A 22,616-nucleotide genomic window follows, 5' to 3' on the forward strand; every position below is an offset into this window, starting at 1 on the left:
TGTTGGTTTAAAATGCTTTTTTTTTAAGTACTGCCTTGCGGCACCAGGATGTATAAAATTGGTTGACGGATATTAGTATTGTATTGGCCCGTGTTTGTAATGTTTGAGATGGAGCGGAAAATAGTATTCAATCAAACGCATTGTTTGGCCTTATTGCTCCACTCCAGTTGTACGTTGTATCCGGCTACGCTTTTAAATTTCCAGGCGCAGATGTCCCCTATTTCTCCATGTGCATTGTCATACCAGCCGGTTGGTGGAACGGGGTCTGTGATGGCTTCACACAATTCATGCGAACTGGTGCCGGTGATGGCGTCCAATACATTCATTCCGCCCAGGCATCCGGAGCAGGAAGGAAATGGCATCACCGCGTAATATTTTTTGCCGCTGATAGCATCGTGGTAGCCGCAAAAAGAAGTGCAGGAACTGCTGCCGCCCATGGTAACTTTTACACCTTTATCCATGTAAATAAAATAGAGCGTATTGGCATCCCACGGGGGAACTGTACCGGCGGTAATCCAGCCTGACAAAGTGGTACGGATCAATGAATCATTGATCTGCATTTTAGGCGCTGCTTTGGTAATTACTTTGGACCCGGATAAACTACCATGACCAATGGCGGCGCCAGGGACACTGTACTCGGCCAACTGGTCTATTAAGGAGCTGGTAAGTATGGCGGTAAAAAACTGATTGATGTTATTTCTAAGAGTAATAAATGCCGCGGTGGAAGCCCAGTTTTTCCCCCAGAAAATGGTATATACTTTGGTGTTTTTAATCAGCGGACCGCGGTTGTAAACCAGTTTTGGTGTGGCCGTTGGTGGCGCCATGGTTAACAATTCACTGTCTTCTTTTTTAGCACTGAGGTCTTCCAGTTTAATACCCATTTTTGGGTTGAACAAGGGAACTACCCTGATGGATTCTGCAGATGCTTTTACTTTAGGTGCTGCTTTAGGAGCTGCTTTTTTTTGTGTTGCCATAACATATTTTTTACCGCCTACTCTGTCATCCCGTTTTCGGCTTACCGGGTTATCGCCAGTTTAGATAATAAATAATAAAAGTTGCGGTGGGTTCAGTGGGGGCTTTTGGAAGGAATTGGGGGTATTAAACTGGAAAAACACGATCACCAAAACCGTGTTTTATAAAGTCACCGGAAAAAATTACCGCCGGACGTCAAGCGATATATCTATCCCGAAACAATTAAGTTCAAGTATGAATTGTGGTGTAGAGTAAACAGCAGCGTTGGTAATTAACAGGTTTGGAGGTCAGGGGTTAAATATAGAAACTAATTTTTGGAAAAGCAAGTGCCTTACCATTTTATTCCATTGATTGTCTGCAAAGTATGTACTCTGTTAATTGTATGGTACGCAAGCCAAATAATAGCGCTTGCTTGCTAAATTGAAAGATTTCAAACTCTTTATAATGGCATCATTATACAGCGATGAATGGTATTCTCAGCAAACCTGCACGACATCCAACTCCAGCAAAGCCCCCAACTTTTTAATCTTCGCTGCAATATGTCCAAGCCCGATAGCGCAGTGATGCGCTGGGCCATGACTGTTCCAGTCGTTTACAAAACAGCGGGCGCCGGTGGAAAACTTATACCGGCTGTTGGTATTGCCAATCTCTAAAATGGCACCTGGTACAGAAGCGCCTTCAGCCACCAGCAATAGCAATCCTCCACCCCTTTTTTCAACTACGGATAATAAAGTAACCGGCCCGTTTTTAACAGACATTTCAACCGATACCCCGCTGCCTACTTTACCATGAAATACCTTCAGCGGCCGCACTTTTGTTTTGCCTTCCGCAATCGCAATATGGCCCGGACCATCATGCCCCATCAGCACCACATCATCGGTAAAATCTATCGCATAATATTCGGTGAACGAACCGCCTGCTCCAAAGCTATCCATGATCTTCATGGCCTGGGCATTTTTAATTTCATATTCTCCCGCCACCGGGATACCCCTTGCAGTTAATAAGGAATTACCTAAAATAATAGAGCTGATCGCTTCTTCATTTTCGGGATTGCCGGTGCCCCGGTAATAATAAGCCATCGAACCCAGCTGGTGCTGCTCCACCAACTTGTCAAGCGCCACCGAAGTAATGGCCGCTTTCTCCAGGTCAGCCGCAGCACAATCTGGTTGCACATCAAAGCTGTCATTAAACACAGCCAGACGTTCCTGTATTTCTGATGCCGTCACTTGCTTTCGCAGGGTCGCCAGTTGCTCTACTTCAAGTAATTCTATATGACCGCCAAAGCTGGCGTATTGTTGTGTAAGGTCGGTATAGATATCCAGCATGCCACTGTAATAATGACCCATACAACCCATTCTGTTAAAGCGCATGATATTGGCCACCCTTGCTGCTGCAACCCATTCACTCACCTCTTTCCAGCAATACGGATCGTTGTGCAGCATACCGGTAACCTGGTGAAACGATATGCCGACGCGGTTAAACACATTGGCAATCTCCGGCACAGGGCAGGCAGAACAAAAAGCCAGCCACTCCCCCGTCATCTTTGTACGGTCGCTGCTGGCATTAAAACTGGTATAATCAATTGCCGCTTCGGGGGCCAGGTTTAAAATAATTACCGGCACTTTTGCATGCTGCACCACCGGCAACACCATCGACGACAATGCATAGGTAGATACATACAAAAAGATAATGTCCACATCCTGCCGGCGGAAAGTTTTGCCCGCCTCAAAAGCCTTGTCAATGGTATCTACCAACCCGGTATTCACCACACCGGGATGCAGGTCCGCAATCTTTTGATGCACCTCCCCAAGATAGCCTTCCAGCCTTTCTTTTAAACCATCAAACTGCGCCCAGTAAGCCTCCAGGCCTATGGCAAATAAACCAATTTTTAAAGAAGATGTTTGCATGTAATCTGTTGTATAGATATTTTGGGTTACCTTTTTTATATGGCAATTTAACTAAAACCGGGCGATACATTTGATAGCTATTTTGAGACTTGACCAGCATCGTCAACTTCGGTTTAAAAAATTAAACATTGGTCTGGGCTATGAAACGGTGTGGGGCATCCTTGCATCGTCCTCTTTTACTTTTACAGCTTTTGGCAACGCTAATGCTAAATGAGCAGTCTGCACCAGTGCCAGGTAACCATAAATAATTTTCTTAAGATTCCTTAATTAACACCAGCTTCGTCCGCCGGGCGTAATTATTGAAATAACCTCGCTTTTTACAAGGGGTTTTCGTGTTCCATACAAACATAATGTTGGTAGAAATGAAACGATCGCGGCGGCGTGCCGCAGGTACGTCAAATACAGCCTGACAAAATCCACAAAACGGTGCACTGAAACCTGGGCTATTACTATTGCTATCCACCGGCTGCTCCCTTGCGGCAGCGCTGCCCGCGTAACAAAATAACTTCCTATGATGAAACATTCTATTGGCAAAAATTATAACTGTTGTGTATAAAGCTTTGGGACCACATAACATGCGCCGCTCCGGTAAAAGTCCCACACGGGTTCGCCGTACAAGGGTGTGACACAACAATGATCACCAGGGTTACTTGCGCCCGTTACAAAATAAAACCCCCTAACCGGTTGGACCTTTCCATAAAATCAAATCAGGAAATAATTTTAAGAAATATATTTTATCTTTAAATTATGAATCCAATTACCAAATTTATTATCCTATCACTAACTCTGTGTTTCCAGCAATCTGTAGGTTACTCCCAACAAGACAGCACAACAATTTGGGCAAACGAATTAATGAACAGCAAGTCGCAGGAAGAAGGACTTGCAGTTGATTTGCGCATTAAAAACCACCTGCAACAAAACAGCGACAAGGAATTAATTTTCAACACCACTTATTTTTTACAAGAGGCGGCAAAAGCAGCAGCGGCAAAATATATTTTTTACGACCTGTTTTATATTTTTCAAAATGAATCGCAAAAAAGAAAATTAGATAAGGAGTTTAACCTGGCTGTTTTAAAAATGGAAGAAAATCCCACTTTCGCCAGCCATGATGTAAAATACCAGCTGTATTATTTTTATTCGCAGTTTTATTATCACTTAAAAGAATATTACTACGCCACCAAATATATCAACCTGTTTTTAGCAGGTGGCAAAAACGCTTTTCCGGAAAATATACAAAGTAACATCGACCTCAACTCCTTAACTACGCTGGCATTAATCAACAGGAATAAAAACAATACAGCTGTTTCTATTGAACAGTTTAAAGAAATACTGGAGCTCAGCAAGGCAAAGAAAAATTCTGCATGGGAAGGCATTACTTCAGGAAACCTGGCTTATACCCTAACACTGGCCAACCGTCTTTCAGAAGCGATTCCATATTATAAAAGGGATGAACAACTCAGCCTGCAAAACAATGAACCGGGCAGTGCCCTGAATACCAGGATCTCGCTCAGTGAATTATACCTGAAACTGAATAAGCTCGATAGTGCTTTTAAATATAGTGAAAGTGCCAACCAACTTTTAGCCAGCATTATTGCTTCAGGTAAACGTGATAATAATTTTTACCTGGATGAGCAACAACAGATATTTTCATTCTTTGGCAATTACTATAACCAGACCGGCGATTTTAAAAAATCCAGCAACTATTTTACCAGGGCTTTCCTGTTAAGGGATTCCATTCAGCAGGAACAAAAAACCAATCATTTACAACAAATTGTTCAGAATATAGAGGTTGATAAAAACATCAACGCAATCAACGAACTGCACAACGAGATCAAAGACAAAAAGCAATACCTGAACTTTATTATTACTGTTGCGGTTGCTGTTACCAGCATTTTATTATTACTGGCTTATTTCCTCGTAAGGCTGTTATCAAAGAATAAAACATTAAAGGAGCAAAACGAAATCATCAACCAGCAAAGGGCAGCACTGGAAAAAATCAACAGCGATAATTATAAACTCTTTTCCATTATCAGTCATGATGTAAGAGGACCTGCCGCTACCCTGCATAAGCTGCTGCAATTAATGGCCAGCAAAAAAGTGAGCACGGATGACTTTGAAAGACTCTTGCCCAGTGTGCTGACAAACAGTACCAATCTAAATGCAACGATCGGGAGTTTACTAACCTGGTCAACATCGCAGTTAAATGGCATGCAAACAAAACCTGAAACAGTAGAAATAAAATCTTTTATCGACAGTATAATTTTACTGTTCCAGGAACAGGCCAAGACTAAATCGATTACGATTGAAAATAATTGCTATCCTCAATCTATATTCATCGACAAAAATCAATTTGAAATTATTGTGCGCAATACAATCAGCAATGCCCTTAAATTTTCACACCCGGGTGCTGTAATCAGTTTTAATTTAAAAGATAGCGGAAACAATATAACGTTAACCTTGTCGGATACCGGCGTTGGTATGACGGCAACACAAATTGATAATATCATTCATCAACAAGACTTAAAAACTACCACCGGTACAACGGGAGAAAAAGGCGTGGGTTTAGGTTTAAAACTGGTAAATGAATTTATGGAAAAAAACGCCGGAACTTTTAAAATTGAAAGTACAGTTGGTGTTGGCACCACCCTTATTTTTACCATACCAAAGGCCGGTGAATAAGATAGAATTGTTATTTCACCACCCTTTGTCATATGCTCTAATTACCTTACCGGCTGCACAGTACAATTATACCGACGCTTCTTTATTATACCTGCTTCTGTATTCCGCCGGCGACATCCCCGTAATTTTTCTGAACACTTCCCGGAATGCCTTTACATCTGAATAACCTACATCATACATCACCTCATTGATTGTTTTCCGGCTGTTTTCAAATGCCTTTTTAGCGGATTCGATTTTTACCCGTTGCGAATATTCAACCGGTGTATTGCCTGTAGCTTTTACAAATCTTCTGTCGAAGTTGCGCCTGCCTACAGCAAACCTGGCTGACAAATGTTCAACGGATATTCTTTCATGCAGGTTGGTTTCCATGTATTCCTGCGCCTTATTTACTACTTCATCCCCATGTAACTTTTGCCCGATAAAAATGGTGAAAGCCGACTGGCTTTTTCTATCCATGTCTACCTGAAAAACCTTGGAACAAAAGATGGCCGTTGGCCGGTCGTAATATTTTTCTACCAGGTAAATTAACAGGTTTAAAAAAGAATAAGCACCTCCATTTGTATAGATGCCATTTTCATCTGTGATCAGTTTATCTGCCTGCAGTTGCACATTGGGAAACATCCTGCTGAAATTTTCCGCAGCTGCCCAATGGGTAGAACAACGCTTTCCATCCAGTAAACCTGTGGAAGCCAGCATAAATGCACCGGTACAAATCGTTGCTATTTCCGCACCTTCTTTATATTGTTTCGCAATCCAGTCAATCAGAGTTTTGTTTCCTTTTACTGCTTTTTCGTAGTTGTGGTTCAATGAGGGAATAATGATGAGATTGGTTTTTGTGATGGCAGCAATATTTGTGTGCGGCTTCACGCTAAACAAACCTTCATAAAATTCCACCTCATCCGAGATGCCTGCCAGTTGGATAGAAAATACCGCCTTGTGCCCGGCCTTTGTGCGGTACTCATTTGCTCTTGTAAATATCTTGTATGTTCCTACTATGCTGCTTAAATTATTCTCACCTTCAGGTACAATAATGGTCAGATGTTTCATTGTGTTGCTTTTGACAAAGCTACTATTTTGCTATGTCCAAATCAACCCACTACAAAGTCCATTTTACACCGCTTAAAAGTAATATTGAGACAATACTTTTGCAGTACCGCATTTGTAAAATTTAAACACGCACACTTAAAAAGTAATGCTATGGCAAACCATGATTACACAACCAATTTTTTGGTTAATCAAACGCCGGGTGAAGTATTCAATGCCATCAACAATGTCCGCGGATGGTGGTCGGAAGACTTTACGGGTAATTCAACAGAACAGGAGGATGAGTTTGAAGTTCGTTTCGGAGATGTACATTACTCCAGGCAAAAATTAGTTGAAGTGGTGCCTGGTAAAAAAATTGTCTGGCTGGTTACTGATAGTCACCTGAGTTTTCTTACCAACACGAGTGAATGGACCGGTACAACCATTGTATTTGAAATTACTGCACGGGATGGCCAAACACAATTACAGTTTACTCACCTGGGACTGGTGCCGCAAATTCAATGCTTCCGCGACTGCTCAAACGGATGGAATCAATACCTGCACCAAAGCCTGTTGCCTTTTATAACCACCTGCAAAGGAAATCCCAATGTGCTTAATAAAGAAATTAAAGCAAAATCAATTCAAAAATAACAGCATGAACGATCAACATTTTGCCACTTCTTTTTTGGTTGACCAATCGCCAAAAGAAGTGTTTGACGCCATCAACAATGTAAGGGGCTGGTGGTCGGAAGAAATAGAAGGCGGCACCAGCGAACTGAATGATGTGTTCGACTACCAGTACAAAGACGTGCACATTTGCAAAATGAAACTGTTAGAAGTTGCTCCTGGCAAGAAAGTGGTATGGCTGGTACTTGACAACTACTTTAATTTTATAAAAGATAAAAGCGAATGGAAAAACACAAAAGTTGGTTTTGAAATTGAGCAGGAAGGCGATAAAACAAAACTCATTTTTGCTCACTTTGGCTTAACGCCGGCGTATGAATGTTTTGATATTTGCTCCACCGCATGGACACAGTATATTCAGCAAAGTCTATTTAAGCTCATCACTACCGGTAAGGGCCAGCCTAATTTGAAGGAAGGTGTGATACAGGTTGTATAATAATAAAAAGGGATGATTTTTTATTGGATGACTTTATGTGGCGGCAATGCATTGGGAAAAGCAGGCAATTAAAAAAACTCCGTAGTCACCAGGGCATTTGCACAATGTAAAATAGCAAATGAATATCTTACAATTAATGTAATTACCTGGTAAAATAACTTACCGGATTGCGCTACCTCCCGCGGCGGCTATCAACCCCGTCGGCGGTTGATCCGATACCAGGCCAGGCTAAGTAAACAACATTGATTTGACAATGGATTGTTTGAATACATTTTCGCAGCATAGCCTCAACCATGTATCAATAATTAAAATCCCTCGGCTCAGCATTTTTTGATCAAGGCGGCCTTTACCCCGGTTTTGTTGATGGCATATTGACCAGCTTTCAAACAACTTACCTTTGAAGTAAACACCATAGCAATGCATTTCTCCCTATCAAAATCGGTCGAAATTCTTGAGCGTACACCTGACGTGCTTATAACAATGTTGTACAACTTATCAAACGAGTGGACGGCCAATAATGAAGGCGGAGAAAGCTGGAACGTGTATGAAATTATAGGGCACCTTATCCATGGTGAAAAAACAGACTGGATTCCGAGAATGGAAGTTATTCTCTCCGATAAAACAGACAAGTCCTTTGTACCATTTGACCGGTTCGCCCAATTAAAAAAAAGCGAAACGCCAACATTACACGAACTGCTGGATGAATTCAAAAGCATCCGGCAGCATAACACCGTTCGCTTAAAATCAAAGGAACTTACGGAAGCGGACTTAGAAAAAACAGGAATTCACCCTGAGTTTGGAGCAGTTACTTTATCGCAACTTATTTCAACATGGGCCGTTCACGATCTGAATCACATTGCCCAGATTGTCCGCGTGATGGCCAAACAATATAAAAATGAAGTTGGACCGTGGAAAGCTTATTTGCGCATCCTGCAATCGTAAAAGGTTACAACTTGTAAGCCTGCAAAAACATTGAACGTGAAGCCGAAGACATGGCTTCATTGTTTCACTTTACCGGAAACGCAGCGGGCACAAGGCGATCGCCTCCCCGCCTGCCTTCTAACGGCCACTTGGTAACCATCAGGTTAGTAAACATCTATCGGTTTATACACTGCACAAGTATTTGTGTTAATTATTAATCCGCCGGGTGTATTTTCGGTAACCATACGCCGATGGTAGTACCAATCGCACTGATGAAATCGTTTACATTGGAGGGCTTTGTAATAAAGCCACTGGCATGGTGTTCATAAGCCAAATCGATATCTTTTTTGGATGATGAAGTGGTAAGCATTATTACGGGTATGTGGCAGAGAGACCGGTTCGCTTCAATGTATTTCAATACCTCGTGCCCATTTTTTTTGGGCAGGTTGATATCCAGCAATAACAGGTGCGGCAATTCTACTTGCTGGTAATCTCCTTCCCTGCTCAAAAAATCCACGGCTTCATCTCCGTCGTTTACAACGCTCATTTTAAAATGTATACCCAATTCTTCAAAAGCAACCTGCGTTAACAGAATATCACCTGCATTATCTTCAACCAGTAAAATGTGTAGCGGTGTAGTCATTTTGCAAAATGCGTTTTATACTTCTGTTAAGGCCTGTTATCCATTTTTTGTAAACCTGTTTGGTGAAGCAGCGTTGTTCTATCTAATTTTTATTGTGAAAAAAAATGTACTTCCCTTGCCAGGTTTCGATTCGAGCCAGATTTTACCTCCAAAGTTTTCAATTATTTTTTTTGTAATCCCCAGCCCGATACCGGTGCCGGAAAATTTACTTTGGTTATGCAGGCGCTGAAAGATGACAAATATTTTATCGAAATATTCTTCGCTGATACCTATGCCATTATCGGCCACCGCGAATTGCCAATAATCCGGCCCAGCCGTTGCTGTGATAGCAATTACCGGTGGCCTGTTATCTGCAGCGTATTTTAAGGCATTGCCGATCAGGTTGTGAAATACTTGTCTTAACGGAGCTTCCTGCGCCATCAACACCGGAAGCTCCCCTGTTTTGATAACCGCTTTTTTTGCTTCTATCTCCGTTTGAAAAAGTTGCATAGTTTCACTGATCAGCTTATTCAGGTCCACTGCTTCTGTATCGCCTTTTACCCTCCCTATTGTTGAAAACTCCAATATATCCACTATAATTTGCCGCATACGCATGGCACCGTCTACAGCGAAATTGATATACCTTCTTCCATTTTCATCCACAGAGCTGCTGTATTTTTTTTCGAATAAAGTAAGAAAACTGGTCACCATCCTTAAGGGCTCCTGTAAATCGTGCGACGCTACATAAGCAAACTGCTCCAGTTCGGCATTGGAGTCTGCCAGTTCTTTGGCCTGTGATTGCAGGTGCTGGTTGAGCAGTAACAGGTTCAATTCGTTTTCCTTCAGTTTTGATATATCCTGTGTGGCGCCAATCATTTGTATGGCATTTCCCTCCGCATCGCGGATGATATAACCCCTGTCGTACACATGGGCATATTCACCATTGGCTTTTAAAAACCGGTACTCCTGCCCCCAGTAAACCGTGTCCGGGTTGGCAAAAGCCTCCTCCATAGACGCTTTAACCATCGCCAGATCATCAGGGTGAACAAGTGACGCAAAGCCGGTATCAGCGCTGTTGCCTGTTTGGTTATCGTAACCAAATAAAGTTTTAAAACCATCGCCAATCCGGGCTATCTCCTTTGTGGCGATGTTGAGTTCCCAGATAGAATCGTTGGTAGCCCTGGCTACCATGTTGTACCGGTCGTTACTCAGCAGTATGGCCTGCGCAGCTTTTTTTCGTTCGCTGATATCGCGGATGAAGGCACAGAAAAATTCTTCCCCGCCCTGTTTAATTGGCAGTACAGTCAGCTCCACCGGAAAACTAACTTTATGCCGGTTAACTGCATTCAATTCCAGCAATACATTCAATGCCGGCCCTTGTCCTGTTTTAAGGTAATTTTCCATTCCCGCATCATGCATTTTACGGTAGGGTTCCGGAATAATGATATCAGATAATACTTTACCCATCACCTCCTCCTCCTGCCAGCCAAATATTTTTTCTGCCTGCGGATTCCAAAAAGTAATCACACCTTTTGTATCAATACAGATAATGGCATCCAGGGCTGCATTCATAATCAGTCTTCTCTTTTCTTCACTCGTCTTTATTTCTTCTTCCTTTTCCTTCCGCTCGGTAACATCCCTGAAATTGTCCACAATGCCACCAATATCCGGGTCATCAAGCAGGTTCGTCATTGTATCTTCAAACCAGCGCCAGCTGCCATTTTTATGCAGTAACCGGGATGTATGGCCGGCAATTGGTATGCCCGGATTTTGCAATGCTTTTTTAAATTCCCTTGCTACTTCCGGCAAATCAGCCGGGTGAGTTAAAGAAAAAAGATCCAGTTCGTACGCTTCCGCTTCAGAATACCCAAGTAATCTTTCAACAGAAGATGAAATGTATTTCCCCTTTCCTTCCGGGCTTAAAATAACAAAGGCATCGTTGCCATTTTCAACCAGCTTCCTGAATTTTTTTTCGTTGGCAACGATCATTTCAGCGGCTTTCTTCCTTTCGGTAATATCGGTAATACTGCCCCTCACTAACATATTTTTATCAGATGGCAACTTCACAAGTCTTACCTCACTTAAAATCAGTTCGCCCAGGCTGTTTAAATGGGTCCATTCAAAAGTCTGCTTCATTCCCCTGAGCGCTGCAATCATTTTTTCCATGGCCATTTCCGACGATAAGCGTCCACCCGGCTGGTATTCAGGACTTACATCTTTGGGGCCTTTTGACAGTAATTGCTCCCGGTCCATCTTGAAAAAAGTCAGGGCGCTTTCGCTCACCTGCACAAATTTCTGCTGCGCTACATCCACTACCACCAAGGCTTCCGGTGCGTTTTCAACTAAAATCCGGTAGCTCTCTTCACTTTCCTGCAAAGCTTTTTCTGATAGTTTTTTCATGGTAATATTACGGGACAAACAAATAAAATGCCCTGCCTGTTCATCCGTTTTTTCCATCGGTGCAATCGACAATTCAAACCAGTATTCGCCACCGGATAGTTGTAATGCATACTGGCGGCCAATTGAAAATCCTTTTACTGCGGCCTCTTCAATACTTTCTATACAGGTTGCTGCAACGTCTGGCGGCAATACTTCTGTAAATGTTTTGCCTAAAAATGCCTCTGGCGGCATTGCCAGTAAATCATTGCTATGAGAATGATAATTGTAGATACGTCCGTCGGCGCCTACTTCAAACATCAGATCGGGAATGGCATGAAGAATGGCCTCCAAACGCCTGTTTAACCGGGCTAGTTCCGATTCCGCTTTTTTGATTTCTGTTATATCAGTAAGCGTTCCTACATACCCTATAAAGGACCCGTTCGAATCTTTTTCGGAAACCGCTTGTCCCATTACCCAGGCAATGCTGCCATCAGCACGAACAAAACGAAATTCGGGCAAAGTGACTTCTTCTCCTGGCACTACACTTCTTAATTTACTTACCAACTTGTTGCGGTCATCCAGGTGCACAGCACTTAACCATTTCCCATCCAATGCCTCACTTACTGTCAATCCAGAAATATTGCAACAGTTGGGATTGATATAGGTAGTATTGCCAGCTGTATCTGTATGAAAGATCCCTACCGGCGCCACTTCGGCAAGAGTTTGATAACGCCGCCTGGTTTCCAGCTCTGCTGCTTCGGCTGTTTGCCGCATTTTTTCTTTATCAAAAACCTCCAAAGCAAAAGAAATATCACGTGTTGCCTCTTCCAGCAACAACGTTTCTTCATCATCGAAAAAGTTGGGTTCGGCGGATAAAAAAGAAAATGCGCCTAATATTTTTCCATATTTTTTGATGGGCAATGACAACAAGGATTTGAATCCCCGTGTAACAGCTTCCTCTTTCCAGGGAGCCATCGAAACATCGGTTTCAATATCATTGCAAACAATGCGTTTTCCATCTTTTATGGCAGCGTGCATCGTCCTACTGGCTTCCGGCCATTTTTGTTCTTTGTCTTTTTTTATTGCTGCCAGGTATCCCTGTTCATCACCTGCATATCTAACGGGAATTAACTGCTGCCGGGCTCCCTCCAGCATCCCAATCCAAACCAGTTTAAATTTACCAAATTCCACCGCGATATTACAGGCTTCTTTAAAAAGCATTTGTTCATCAGTTGCCCGCAATATCATCTGGTTTACCTGGCTAATGAATGCATACAAACGGTTGGCCTTAATAATTTTCTGTTCGCCTATTTTTCTTTCGGTGATATCATTTGTAATGCCGTGCCAATACATACCTCCATCCTTTCCCTTCAATGCCTTCGATTTTCCTTCCAGCCATATAATGCCTTTGTCGGGATGCAGGTAACGAAACTCAGCACTCCAGTCGTTGTTGCATTTGATTGCATGGACAATACCATCGGCCGCCTGTTGCCGGTCATCCGGATGAATGCCCTTGAAAAAGGCATTCGCATCTGCCAGCAGTTGCTGTTTTTGAAGCCCGAATACTTCTGTCACGCTGTTGCTGACATAACTAAACTGAAAGTTCCCATCGGACCTCTGCGAAAAAGTATACATTACGCCAGGCACAGTGTCGGAAAGAATCACGAGTTTATCTCTTTCTTCATTCAACTGGGCTTCCGCATTTTTACGCTCGGTTATATCCACCGACAAAATAAAAATTCCTTCCGGTACTGGCTGAAAATTAAACTCGAACCAGCCTGTTGATTTATCAGGAAATTCAAATTCAGTTTCCAAATGAATGGCGATCCGTTCGTCAAAGCATTGCTGGCACACTTTAAATAGATCCGTGTTTTCAATGCCTGGAAATTTTTCCATTACAGTATATCCCAGCAACTCCTCTTTTTCGTATTTGGCATGTTTTGCCAAAGCATCATTTACGTAAATATACCGCCAGTCGAAGCCGATAATCTGCACACCCTCCAGCATGATGTCAAGCGAATTTCTAAACCGCTTTTCACTCGCCATAACTTTATCTTCCGCCTCTTTTCGTTTGGTATTGTTGCTGAAATTGGTAACCACCGCATTTACCCCATCTATATTCAACATGTTAGTAAACGTACCTGCAGTCCAGATATAATTGCCGGTACTACGGCGGTACCTGGCCTGGAAAGGTACCGCAATGCCGGACTTCTTTAGAGCTTCATTCAACCGGTCTTTAAAGCAGGCGACATCGTCCGGATGAATATTTATTGTTGCGTCTTTATCTGCCAGTTCCTCATCCGTCCAGCCAGTAATGCCCGCCGTTGCCGGACTGCGGTAAAACACTTTCAATGACTTATCCAGTAATGCAATGGCTTCATTGCTGTTTTCAATCAATGCCCGAAACCGCTTTTCACTCGCTGCCAGTTTTCTTTCCGCAATGATCCTTTCAGTCACATCCCTTGCAAACCCTCTTACCAATGGTATTGCAGTGCCACTTGTTTTTAATGAATTATTCACTTCCCATATTCTTGTGTCTCCCGCTTTCGTCTGCACCTGCATCAGTCCTTTATAAAATCCATGGGCTTTTATAAATTCAATGTACGTACCAAACTCCTCTCTGCCCCGCGGTGATAAAATGTCCTGGATGCGCATGGTAAGCATATCAGGTATTTCATATCCCAGCTGATTTTTCGCGGCTTCGTTAACGGAATACACTTTACCATACAGGTCATGCGTGCAGAGGATGTCGCTGATGTTCTCAACAATATCGCGGTATTTTTCCTCGCTTGCTTTTAATGCTGCCAAGGCTTCATCCTTCGCTTTTTCAGCTTTCTTTTTATACAATGCTGCGTCTATGGCAACTGGCAGCCGCGTCAAATGGTCTTTTAGTAAATAATCATCGGCGCCCGCTTTGATAATCCCAGCAGCAAATTCTTCCGATACTGTTCCCGTAACTAAAATAAAGGGGATGTGTTGTTTGCGTCGCAACAAAATCTGCAATGCCTCAGATGCTGTAAATTGTGGCAGTTCATTATCAGAAAGAATAAGGTCTGGCTTAAAATTATCGAGCGCCTGTTCATATGCATTCCTGCTGAGCATTACGCTGTACTGGCAGTTATAATTGCCTTTGTTTAACTGGTGCTGAATCAGCTCAACGTCTGTCTCATCATCTTCCAGTATAATTATTTTTAATGCTTCTCGTAACATGCCTGTTTATTTAAAAAGACCGCAGTTCATTTGTGGACATATTGTATTTTCAAGTGATAAACAGAGTTATTTTTAGCAAAAAAACATACTATCAGCCGCTGTTGCATCGTATGTACCGGATAATATTATACCCTCACCTGCTCAATCATTTCACGGGACGGAGCACCCTGGCTGAGTGGTTTAAATAATGTCGTACACAACAAACTGTATAAATGAAAGATAAGCAAACCTGTAATTTTAATGTTGTATTTAGAATTTCAACTACAAATTGTTTGGAAAAACAACTACCCTTAGTAATTGTTTGCAGGCGTTCTGCAGTTTGTTAAAAAATTGTCAGTCACAGTAAAAATGAGAAGCACAGTCGAATATGATCTGCCTGGTTGTGAGTTTGCATTACTTTAAAAAGAGGATAAACTGGTTGCAATTTTATTCCCGTGGCCGTAGGTTATGCCCATCCGTTTCTCCAACTGTTGCATGTGGTTAAAAAAATAACCTATTTTGTAGCCACTAAAAAACCCTTATGCCTTTACCAACCAATACCGCTTTAACTGCAAAAAGATTGCAGTCGCTTGATTTTATGCGTGGCTTTATTATGATACTGCTGGCGCTTGAAAGTTGCGCCCTGTACGAAAACCTGCAAATAGCCACTGAAGGCAAACCGCTGAATGTTATTGTACAGCAATTCTATCATCACCCCTGGCATGGCCTGCGCTTTTGGGATTTGATACAACCCTGTTTTATGTTTATGGCCGGCGTGGCGATGGCCTACTCACTCAGCAAACAACAGGAACAAAGTATGTCGTGGGGCGACTCATTAAAAAAAACGCTGAAGCGCAGCGGCTGGTTGTTTTTCTGGGGCGTACTGGATTATTCTGTCCGGCCAACAGGCTTGTCTTTTGAGCTATGGGATATACTAACGCAACTGAGTTTTACAACACTGGTAACGTTTTTTGTTTTCCGCTGGAGCAACAGCGCACAAATTATTTTCTGTATTGGTATTCTATTGCTCACAGAAATATTGTACCGTTTTACGCATGTGCCCGGCTTTGATCAGCCCTTTACTGACCAGCATAATTTTGGCAATTACATGGATACTGTACTGATGAATAAAATAAATAAAGATGGCTGGGTGGCAATCAATTGCATTCCTACTTCGGTACATACCATTGGCGGCGCCATGATTGGTAAATTGTTACTGAGCCCAGAAAAAAATAAATTAGAATACATGCTCATCGCAAGCGCCGGTTGTTTGGTCCTTGGCTTCGGGCTGGACTTTGCAGGTGTTACACCTATCATTAAACATACTGCTACCAGTACGTTCACGCTGGCCTCGCTTGGCTGGGCGCTGGCTTTTCTGTCACTCGCCTACTGGTGGATTGACATCAAAAACCACCACAAGCACCTGAAATTTTTTACCATTGTTGGGATGAACTCGCTTTTCATTTATCTGTTTTTTGAAATTGTGGGCGACCGCTGGTTTGAAAATTATTTCCGAACCATTACCAATGGATTAATGCAGATCATTCATGTACCCGAACTGCTGAGCAATATCATTTCTTCCTTTTGCATTTTTAGTGTGGCCTGGGGGCTTTGTTATTTTTTGTATAAGAAGAAAATATTTTTCAGGTTATAAACTGAAGTCGGTAAGCAATAGGAACAAAACGGATATTTCTTTTATCTGCTAGAAATAAAAGGCAATTAATTTGCATACATAAGCGTTAATGGCTAAAAATATTTTGTTCAACTGATTCACAGCAACTGTACACGTGATGGCTGCCGCATCCCCATTAAAACCCACCCAAATGATTATTTACGGAACTAAATCAACCCAGCTTATAAAGGAAACATTAATCGACAGGTGTCCTAACTGCGGCACACCAAACAGTATTGAAATGCATGTATTTCAAAAATATGCGCATGTTTTCTGGATTCCATTCTTTCCCATTGGCAAAACAGCAATAAGCCAATGCGGGCATTGCAAACAGGTACTTAAATTAAAAGAGATGCCTGCTTCACTAAAGACAGATTACGAGAATTTAAAACTGCAAACAAAAACGCCTGTATGGACTTTTGCCGGCGCAGCTTTACTGGCCATTGCCATAACCGCTGGCGTTATCAGCGACCGCAAGAATGACGAGAAAAATGCCACCCTGATTCTGACACCCAAAGCGGGTGATATATTTGAAGTAAAGACCAAAGCAAGTCAGTACACGCTGTACAAGGTATCGGCCATAGAAGGTGATTCGGCAATCGTCCGCATAAATAATTTTGAAACCAATAAAATCAGCGGCCTGGCAGATTTAAAAAGTAAAGGCGATACTGCTTATGCGGAGGATGAATTTGCTTATTCAAAAAAAGAACTGAAGGCGATGCTGGACAAGGGGGAGATTATTGATATTGACAGAAAGTAAAAACAATTAAACCCCGGAAATTCCAAGCTGAATGATTCATTCATAAGTGCCATATTATTTCAAACACAAAATCAAATTGCCATGCAAACTGAACAAAGCCCTGAGGATCTTTTAACGCCTGAAGAATTTCATGTGAGAGCCAGCACCGGAAAACGACTGGCCAATTATATTATTGATTTTATATTTTTTTACGTGCTTGCTTTGGGGTTTGGCGTTGTACTAACTTTGGCTGCCCCAACCACAGCTGAGCTATTTACGAACGACAGTCCCGGTTTTGGACTATTAGACAGAGTAGTTTCACTCTTCCTCTACGCTTTGTACATGTCGGCTGCAGAGGCGATTTTTAAGGGGAAATCACTTGGTAAACTGATCACAAAAACCAGGGCAATTAATGCCGACGGAAGTCAAATTTCAGCTGGCAAGGCTTTTGAAAGAGGATTCAGCAGAGCTGTTCCTTTCTGCGTGTTCAGCGCCCTGGGAACTCCCTGTAATCCATGGCAGGACAAATGGACGAATACGATGGTAGTTGATGACAAAGATTAGTAACCAGTATTCGCGAAATGTGCCAGGTACAAAAATTAAGCGTTTTCTTATATAACAATAGCCTGCATTTTTGCAGGCTATTGTTATTAAATTGATAGAATTGATACTGTAAATTTTATTGCAGTTCCGCAGATTCCAGGAATACACTTTTCTTAAAATCAGGATGAATAGTAATAATCGAAAGGCCTGGCCACTATTGCATGATCCATTGCTATCAGCATACGCACAGCTACCCAATATATATTGGCACAATCGTCACCAGAAACTATTTCCACCCCCCACCCAAACTCCTGTATAAATTTACCACCGCGGTAAGTTGTTGTAACCGGTCGTTGATGCCGCCCAGCTGCGCCGCCAGCAGGCTTTGTTCTGAGGTGAGCACATCTGTATAATTAGTAGCGGAAGAATATTGCAATAACAATTTGGTGTACTCAACTGATTTTTCCAGGTTGGCAATTTGCTGCGAGCGCAGGGATTGTTTATCCGTGGCCGCCTGGTAGCTGTAGAGGGCATTGGATACTTCCTGTCCCGCTAGCAAAATAGTTTTCCGAAAGCTGGCCAGGTATTCTTCCTGCCTTGCCTGCGCAAGGGCGAGCCGTTGCCTGTTGACGCCTTTATCAAGGACCGGTTGCAAAAGCCCGCCGGCAATGTTGGCAAAAAAACTGGCTGGTAAAAATAGTTTAGATAAAGCGGTACCGGAAAATCCTGCGGCAGCGGTGATGTTGAGAGAAGGATAAAAATAAGTCCTGGCAACATTTACCAGTTCAAATGAATTACGTAACTGGTATTCTGCCTGCTGTACATCGGGCCTGTTGGCCAATAGTTGCAATGGCACGCCGGCAGCCAGCGTTGTATCAATTGTTTGAAGACCCAGGCTGCTCCTTAAAATAGTATCCGGATTTTTGCCCAATAAAATACTGAGGTTATTTTCCGTTTCACGAATGTTTTGTTTTAAATCCGGTATGGTTATTTCGACAGAGTAACGGTTGGCTTCACTCTGCACAACAGCAGCGCCGGTAACCACATCCGCTTCTTTTAAAGCCTTCATGGTTTCTACTTCCCGCTTCCTGTTTTCTACCGTTTGTTGTGTTATCTTAAGTTGTGCATCTAAAGCAAGCAATGAATAATAGCTGGTGGCGATATCCGAAACCAATTGTGTTTGCACCGCCTTCCGGTAAGCTTCGCTTTGCAGCAAGGATGCTAAAGCCGCCTTTTTTGCACTGCTCAATTTACCCCAGATGTCTGCTTCCCAACTGCTGTTGGCATACAACTGGTAGGCTTCCTGTGTTCCAAATTGTGTGGCGGGCACCCGTTGAAATGCTGCCGCTGCATTGGCGTTCAACGAAGGATATAGCGCCATGCTGCTTTGGCGAACATTGGCTGCCGCTGCTTTTATGCGTGCGATGGCAATGGAAAGATCCGGGTTATTGCTGATGCCCTGCTGAACAAGTGACCGCAGTGAAGCATCGCTGAATAATTTTTGCCATGGAATATCAGCGATGTTATTGGTGTCTGTAGAAACCGCTTTCCTGTACAGGTCAGCCCCCGCAGCACCTGCAGGCTGCACATAAGGTTTAGCCACCTTGCACGACTGAATGATTGTACATACTATAATACTCGATACAAACATTATTTTTCTGCCGGATACAATTCGTTTCATTCTGTTTAACTTTCCCGTTTTATATAATTATGGTTCCAGCAATTCATCATTTTCATCGTATTTGTTGCCGCGTATTTTTTCCTGCAAGGCCTGGAATATGATGAACAATCCGGGTATTACAAACACACCCAGTACGGTACCGATCAGCATTCCGCCGATGGCGCCGGTTCCGATTGAGCGGTTGCCATAAGCACCGGCACCTGTTGCAAACATCAAAGGCATCAATCCAAACACAAAGGCAAAGGAGGTCATCAATATCGGGCGCAGACGGGCCTTTGCACCTTCTGTGGCAGCGTCAATCAAACTCATGCCCTTGCGTCTTCTGCCCAGAGAAAACTCCACCATCAGGATGGCGTTTTTTGCCAGCAGGCCGATGAGCATGATGAGTGAAATCTGCATGTAAATATTGTTACCGATATCAAACATTTTGGCAAACAGGTACACGCCAGATAAACCTACCGGCATGGACAGCAATACCGCCAACGGCAATAAATAACTTTCATATTGCGCACTTAACAACAAATAAACAAACACCAGGCTCAGCACAAAAATGTAGATGGATTCGGAACCGCTGGATTGTTCTTCCCTGCTGATGCCGGAGTATTCATACCCATAGCCCGGAGGCAATGTTTGTGCCGCTACTTCCTTGATGGCTGCCAATGCTTCGCCCGAACTGAAACCCGGGTTGGGTGTACCATTGACAGAAATAGATGTAAACATATTAAACCGCGTAATGCTCTGCGGACCGTACGAACGCTTGACTTCGATGAACTCCGTAATGGGTGCCATCTGGCCACTGCCAGTCTTGATAAACACTTTATTCAATCCTTCTAAATTAGCCCTGTAATTGGTATCAGCCTGCACCATTACGCGATATTGCTTTCCGTATTTATTAAAATTGGAAGCATAGAAACCGCCGTAATAGAATTGCATGGTACCCAATATTTCGTTCACTGAAACACCGGCCTGTTTCACTTTCGCCACATTGACGCTCAACTCGTATTGCGGAAATTTAGGGTCGAAGGAAGTGGTAGCATATTGTATCTCTTTCCGCTTTGCCAGCGCACCCAAAAATTGCTGCGCCACACCATAAAATTCATTGATGCTGTGACCTCCTTTATCCTGCAACTGAAACGCAAAACCGCCGGTACCGCCAAAGCCGGTGATGGTAGGCAGCGGAATAGAAAAGATGGAAGCTTCCCTGATGCCCGCTACTTTTTGATTGAGTTTTTTTATTACGTCAAGATTGCTTGTGCCTTTTCTTTTATCCCAGGGCTTCAGTTCTAAAAATATAATTCCATAATTACTGCCACTGCCCGCCAAAAAATTGAAGCCGATTATCTGGAATACATTTTCTATTTCGGGGATGGTTCTTGCACTATCGCTTACCTGCTTTACCACAGCAGTCGTACGTTCCATTGAAGATGCTGCCGGCAGACTGATCGGCACGAATATGGTTCCCATATCTTCATCGGGTACAAAGCTGGAAGGCGTTGTTTTTACCAGAAATACGAATAAGGCGATGAATACACCGGTTGCCGCCACTACAATCCATTTTCTTATTGATAAAAACTGGATGGCCTTTGTATATTTTGCCGTCATGGAATCATAAGCCGCATTAAAGCCCATACCAAAACGGTGAAGAAAATTATGATGCTCCTGCGGAACATGTTTTGGCGGCCGTAAAAACAAAGCTGCCAGTGCAGGGCATAACGTTAAGGCATTGATGGCTGATATACCTATCGCCACTGCCAGTGTAACCCCAAACTGTTTATAAAAAACACCGGTTGATCCACCAACAAAAGTTACCGGGATAAAAACGGCAGCCATTATAAGCGTGATGGATAAAATAGCACCGGTGATTTCCTGCATGGCATCCACAGCTGCTTTGCGGGGCGACTTATAGCCGCCCTCCAGTTTGGCATGCACGGCTTCTACCACCACGATGGCATCATCTACCACAATACCAATGGCCAGCACCAATGCAAACAAGGTGAGCAGGTTAATGCTGTAACCAAAAATGTATAAAAAGAAAAAAGTACCGGTAATACAAACAGGCACGGAGATGCCATGAATTAATGTAGAACGGAAGTCCTGCAGAAAAAGAAATATAACCAGGAACACCAGGCCAAAACATTCCAGCAAAGTCAATATCACTTTTTCAATAGATGCGCTTAAGAATTTATTGATATCAACAATGGCGGTGTAATGGATGCCGTCAGGAAAAGATTTGCTGGCTTCTTCCATTACTTTCTTCGACATATCGATTACCTCTCTTGCGTTGGAGCCGGGTGTTTGACTGATAGCCATACCAACGGCCGGGAAGCCATTGAGCGAACCGGCATTGGAGTATGACAAAGCCCCAATCTCTACCCTTGCAATATCTTTAAGGTGTAATATTTGCCCGCTGTTTTTTGCTTTTACAATAATGCCTTCAAACTCCGCAACAGACTGCAATTTTCCGGTATAGGTAATTACATATTGAAAACTCTGGTCCCCGTTCTCGCCGAATTTACCGGGCGCTGCATCTACGTTTTGTTCGTTCAGTGCAGCCTGTACATCTTCGGGGGTAAGCCCGTAAATACTCATTACATCCGGCTTTAACCAGATACGCATGGAATATTCGCGGCTGCCAAAACTGTTGGCATTACCCACACCAGGTACCCTCTTAATTTGCGGCAGCACGTTGATGTTGGCATAGTTCTGTAAAAAAGTTTGGTCGTATGCAGGCTTATCGCTGTACAATGCAAATATCAACACCATACTGCTTTGCTGCTTTCTTACGGTAACACCCACTTTCACTACTTCCTGCGGTAACTGGCTGGTGGCGCTGGATACAAGGTTCTGCACGTTCACCGCATCCTTATCCGGATCGGTACCTACCTGGAAATAAATCTGAATAGAAGCGCTTCCGTCATTGGCTGCGGAGGACGTCATGTATGTCATACCTTCCACACCATTGATGGCTTCCTCCAGCGGAATGATTACGTTGCGCAAAACTACTTCAGCATTGGCACCGGTGTAAAACGCGGAAACTTGCACCGTTGGTGGCGCAATGTTTGGATACTGTTCAATAGGTAACTTGGCAAGGCCCAGTATCCCCAGCAATACAATGATGATAGAAATAACCGTACTGAGTACCGGCCGCTTTATAAATGTTTTAATCATT

At 43.0% G+C, this 22,616-nt stretch carries 14 protein-coding genes; 7 read left to right on the top strand and 7 right to left on the bottom strand.

The features are described 5' to 3' along the window. Window positions 1-131: 131 nt before the first annotated feature. Together QWZ08_RS10380 and QWZ08_RS10385 are read right to left on the bottom strand one after the other, a co-directional pair. Window positions 132-974: a hypothetical protein gene (locus tag QWZ08_RS10380; RefSeq protein ID WP_290337338.1), complete on the bottom strand. Its 843-nt coding sequence runs from the start codon at window positions 972-974 to the stop codon at window positions 132-134. Between the two features lie 474 nt (window positions 975-1,448). Continuing rightward, window positions 1,449-2,879, bottom strand: a complete 1,431-nt coding sequence (locus QWZ08_RS10385) for an arabinose isomerase (RefSeq protein WP_290337339.1) — start codon at window positions 2,877-2,879, stop codon at window positions 1,449-1,451. 747 nt (window positions 2,880-3,626) lie between these two features. On the opposite strand from QWZ08_RS10385, the gene QWZ08_RS10390 reads away from it, so the two are divergent. Beyond that, complete coding sequence (locus QWZ08_RS10390; protein WP_290337340.1) at window positions 3,627-5,558, top strand: tetratricopeptide repeat-containing sensor histidine kinase; 1,932 nt, start codon at window positions 3,627-3,629, stop codon at window positions 5,556-5,558. Between the two features lie 66 nt (window positions 5,559-5,624). Here QWZ08_RS10390 and QWZ08_RS10395 read toward each other — a convergent pair whose 3' ends face one another. Then, entirely contained in the window at window positions 5,625-6,605 is a 981-nt protein-coding gene (locus tag QWZ08_RS10395) for a GlxA family transcriptional regulator (protein ID WP_290337341.1), read from the bottom strand. A 150-nt stretch (window positions 6,606-6,755) separates the two neighbouring features. On the opposite strand from QWZ08_RS10395, the gene QWZ08_RS10400 reads away from it, so the two are divergent. The 3 genes from QWZ08_RS10400 to QWZ08_RS10410 all read left to right on the top strand — a co-directional run bounded on the left by QWZ08_RS10400 (window position 6,756) and on the right by QWZ08_RS10410 (window position 8,643). Further along, entirely contained in the window at window positions 6,756-7,232 is a 477-nt protein-coding gene (locus QWZ08_RS10400; RefSeq protein ID WP_290337342.1) for an SRPBCC family protein, read from the top strand. Window positions 7,233-7,236: 4 nt separating this feature from the next. Continuing rightward, complete coding sequence (locus QWZ08_RS10405) at window positions 7,237-7,701, top strand: SRPBCC domain-containing protein (RefSeq protein ID WP_290337343.1); 465 nt, start codon at window positions 7,237-7,239, stop codon at window positions 7,699-7,701. A 417-nt stretch (window positions 7,702-8,118) separates the two neighbouring features. Beyond that, on the top strand, window positions 8,119-8,643 hold the full coding sequence (locus QWZ08_RS10410; RefSeq protein WP_290337344.1) for a DinB family protein: 525 nt from the start codon (window positions 8,119-8,121) through the stop codon (window positions 8,641-8,643). A 193-nt stretch (window positions 8,644-8,836) separates the two neighbouring features. Here the strand turns inward: QWZ08_RS10410 and QWZ08_RS10415 are convergent, their stop codons facing one another. Beyond that, window positions 8,837-9,265, bottom strand: a complete 429-nt coding sequence (locus QWZ08_RS10415; RefSeq protein WP_290337345.1) for a response regulator — start codon at window positions 9,263-9,265, stop codon at window positions 8,837-8,839. A 78-nt stretch (window positions 9,266-9,343) separates the two neighbouring features. Then, the gene (locus QWZ08_RS10420) at window positions 9,344-14,833 is read right to left on the bottom strand and encodes a PAS domain S-box protein (RefSeq protein ID WP_290337346.1); all 5,490 of its coding nucleotides are present in this window, start codon (window positions 14,831-14,833) and stop codon (window positions 9,344-9,346) included. A gap of 520 nt (window positions 14,834-15,353) precedes the next feature. Between QWZ08_RS10420 and QWZ08_RS10425 the strand changes: the two genes are divergently transcribed. The 3 genes from QWZ08_RS10425 (at window position 15,354) to QWZ08_RS10435 (ending at window position 17,787) form a co-directional block, all read left to right on the top strand. Continuing rightward, window positions 15,354-16,466 (top strand): acyltransferase family protein, encoded by a 1,113-nt coding sequence (locus tag QWZ08_RS10425; RefSeq protein ID WP_290337347.1) that lies wholly within the window; start codon window positions 15,354-15,356, stop codon window positions 16,464-16,466. A gap of 169 nt (window positions 16,467-16,635) precedes the next feature. Beyond that, window positions 16,636-17,244, top strand: a complete 609-nt coding sequence (locus QWZ08_RS10430) for a zinc ribbon domain-containing protein (protein ID WP_290337348.1) — start codon at window positions 16,636-16,638, stop codon at window positions 17,242-17,244. 81 nt (window positions 17,245-17,325) lie between these two features. Beyond that, the gene (locus tag QWZ08_RS10435) at window positions 17,326-17,787 is read left to right on the top strand and encodes an RDD family protein (RefSeq protein WP_290337349.1); all 462 of its coding nucleotides are present in this window, start codon (window positions 17,326-17,328) and stop codon (window positions 17,785-17,787) included. A gap of 265 nt (window positions 17,788-18,052) precedes the next feature. Here the strand turns inward: QWZ08_RS10435 and QWZ08_RS10440 are convergent, their stop codons facing one another. Both QWZ08_RS10440 and QWZ08_RS10445 read right to left on the bottom strand, forming a co-directional pair. Next, entirely contained in the window at window positions 18,053-19,447 is a 1,395-nt protein-coding gene (locus QWZ08_RS10440; RefSeq protein ID WP_290337350.1) for an efflux transporter outer membrane subunit, read from the bottom strand. 27 nt (window positions 19,448-19,474) lie between these two features. Further along, on the bottom strand, window positions 19,475-22,615 hold the full coding sequence (locus tag QWZ08_RS10445) for an efflux RND transporter permease subunit (RefSeq protein WP_290337351.1): 3,141 nt from the start codon (window positions 22,613-22,615) through the stop codon (window positions 19,475-19,477). Between the last annotated feature and the right edge of the window lies 1 nt (window position 22,616).

It is taken from the genome of Ferruginibacter paludis (assembly GCF_030409685.1).
Lineage (GTDB): Bacteria > Bacteroidota > Bacteroidia > Chitinophagales > Chitinophagaceae > Ferruginibacter > Ferruginibacter paludis.

Coding starts and splice junctions, on each gene's coding strand:
- QWZ08_RS10380 (WP_290337338.1), bottom strand. CDS start 974: ATGGCAACACAAAAAAAAGCAGCTCCTAAAGCAGCACCTAAAGTAAAA.
- QWZ08_RS10385 (WP_290337339.1), bottom strand. CDS start 2,879: ATGCAAACATCTTCTTTAAAAATTGGTTTATTTGCCATAGGCCTGGAG.
- QWZ08_RS10390 (WP_290337340.1), top strand. CDS start 3,627: ATGAATCCAATTACCAAATTTATTATCCTATCACTAACTCTGTGTTTC.
- QWZ08_RS10395 (WP_290337341.1), bottom strand. CDS start 6,605: ATGAAACATCTGACCATTATTGTACCTGAAGGTGAGAATAATTTAAGC.
- QWZ08_RS10400 (WP_290337342.1), top strand. CDS start 6,756: ATGGCAAACCATGATTACACAACCAATTTTTTGGTTAATCAAACGCCG.
- QWZ08_RS10405 (WP_290337343.1), top strand. CDS start 7,237: ATGAACGATCAACATTTTGCCACTTCTTTTTTGGTTGACCAATCGCCA.
- QWZ08_RS10410 (WP_290337344.1), top strand. CDS start 8,119: ATGCATTTCTCCCTATCAAAATCGGTCGAAATTCTTGAGCGTACACCT.
- QWZ08_RS10415 (WP_290337345.1), bottom strand. CDS start 9,265: ATGACTACACCGCTACACATTTTACTGGTTGAAGATAATGCAGGTGAT.
- QWZ08_RS10420 (WP_290337346.1), bottom strand. CDS start 14,833: ATGTTACGAGAAGCATTAAAAATAATTATACTGGAAGATGATGAGACA.
- QWZ08_RS10425 (WP_290337347.1), top strand. CDS start 15,354: ATGCCTTTACCAACCAATACCGCTTTAACTGCAAAAAGATTGCAGTCG.
- QWZ08_RS10430 (WP_290337348.1), top strand. CDS start 16,636: ATGATTATTTACGGAACTAAATCAACCCAGCTTATAAAGGAAACATTA.
- QWZ08_RS10435 (WP_290337349.1), top strand. CDS start 17,326: ATGCAAACTGAACAAAGCCCTGAGGATCTTTTAACGCCTGAAGAATTT.
- QWZ08_RS10440 (WP_290337350.1), bottom strand. CDS start 19,447: ATGAAACGAATTGTATCCGGCAGAAAAATAATGTTTGTATCGAGTATT.
- QWZ08_RS10445 (WP_290337351.1), bottom strand. CDS start 22,615: ATGATTAAAACATTTATAAAGCGGCCGGTACTCAGTACGGTTATTTCT.